This window comes from Erysipelothrix aquatica (assembly GCF_009828775.2).
GTDB classification, from domain to species: Bacteria; Bacillota_I; Bacilli_A; order Erysipelotrichales; family Erysipelotrichaceae; genus Erysipelothrix; species Erysipelothrix aquatica.
This window is the reverse complement of the sequence record NZ_WTSY02000084.1, coordinates 1-1,599: the sequence shown is the minus strand read 5'-3', so window position 1 is coordinate 1,599 and position 1,599 is coordinate 1. Positions and strand designations below refer to the sequence as shown.

Genomic DNA, 1,599 nt, shown 5'->3' with positions numbered 1-1,599 from the left:
GCTATTGATGCAATGGATAGTATAACACCAGAGCAAAAAGAAGCAGCAAAGGCAGAAATTAATCAAATTGTAGAAGATTCAAAAGAAGCGATTGATACTGCAACAACAGTAGATGCAATCCAAACAATCGTAGAAGATGGGAAAAAAGCGATTGATGACGTTGTTATTAAAACTCAAAAAGACAATCATAAAAATCAAGTGATAAAAGACCTTGAAGATAAAGCTGAAAAAGCAAAAGAACTCGTAGATAATATGAACCATCTAACACCGAATCAAAAAGAGACAGCAAAGCACTCAATTGATCAAGAGCTATCCAATGGACTTCAATTAATTGAAAAAGGAAATATACCAAATACCGTGATAGATGCCAGCGGGCAAGCAATTGACAAAATTGTTGCTGAAGCAAGACTTCAAGATGCAAAGAATGAAGCAAGTGTTCGTTTAAAAGAAGTGGCAACGAAAGCAATAGAAACAATCAAAGCAAGTGACTTAACTCAAAGTCAAAAAGAGAATGCAATTAAAGAAGTAGAAGGTATTCTTGAAGGAGGCTTAACGGCAATAGGCAGCAGCGCCAACTTAAACGAAGTTAAAGATAATTATAATATCGCAGTAAAAGCTATTAATGAAGTATTGAAAATACAAAAACTTCCAGAAACGGGTGTAGGAGATGGTATTGGAATGTACTTATCAGGTTTATTGATGATATCTGGGCTTGGAGTATTAGCTTATAGCAAACGGAAAAAGAGAGAGAGTCAATAAATATAATAAAGAAGCCTAAATGAAAAGGTGCAGTTCAACCTGCATCTTTTTAACATTAACCCTCACTTGGTATGTAATCACTGTTAGAAAGATTATCGTTCTTGGATTTGGATGACTGTCAATAAAGATGACGTAAAATATTTAGCATCATGAAACCGCAATATAATAAGTGCCCAGAAGCACCGGTAGCTGAGACCACAAGACGTTTATCGTGGATAAAGGCATTAATATTGTAATATAAAATAAAGAATGACCTGGAGATGGAGTAATAGGTGGAATTGTCATAAAGAAACCTGATGAAATTGCAAATAATGGTAGAAGTATTCGAATTTGATCAAGAAAATACAAATGGTCTTGATAAAAAGATAAGGAACTTCCTGCAAACGATTTAGGTAATAGTAAACTTGTGGGCGGAATAGTAATGATTAGTTTAGGATTATATAAGTATTCATGAAGAAGATAAGAAAGTGGTGAAGTCTAGTAAATCGTATACAATTGACACTGTTTCAACTACAACAAGAAAACGAGGAACCAAAATGTAGTAGTAGTTATCATCGGCGAGAGTAATTAGGCGTACCTACACAGTATAACACTGCATAAAATGTATATTTGCATCTAAGATGGTTCCATGGGTCGATAGAGAATTATGAAATTGCTTAACCTAACTATTCAATAAGTTAGAATGATAAACAATATGTGACGAACTTTCCCTAGTCAAAAATTAATTCGTTAAACGTTTGTAGTAAACTATCAGTTTTTTTGTCTAATTAATGCAGTTGAAATTAACAACTGCATCAGATTAAGTTCAACTCTAACGTAACAAAGGATTCAACTATTAAT

General features: G+C 33.5%; 1 protein-coding gene. It reads left to right on the top strand.

Annotated elements, in window-relative coordinates; all coding sequences use genetic code 11:
• On the top strand, positions 1-759 hold a 759-nt coding region (locus tag GVV20_RS10535), incomplete at its 5' end, for a DUF1542 domain-containing protein (protein WP_250690215.1).
• Between the last annotated feature and the right edge of the window lie 840 nt (positions 760-1,599).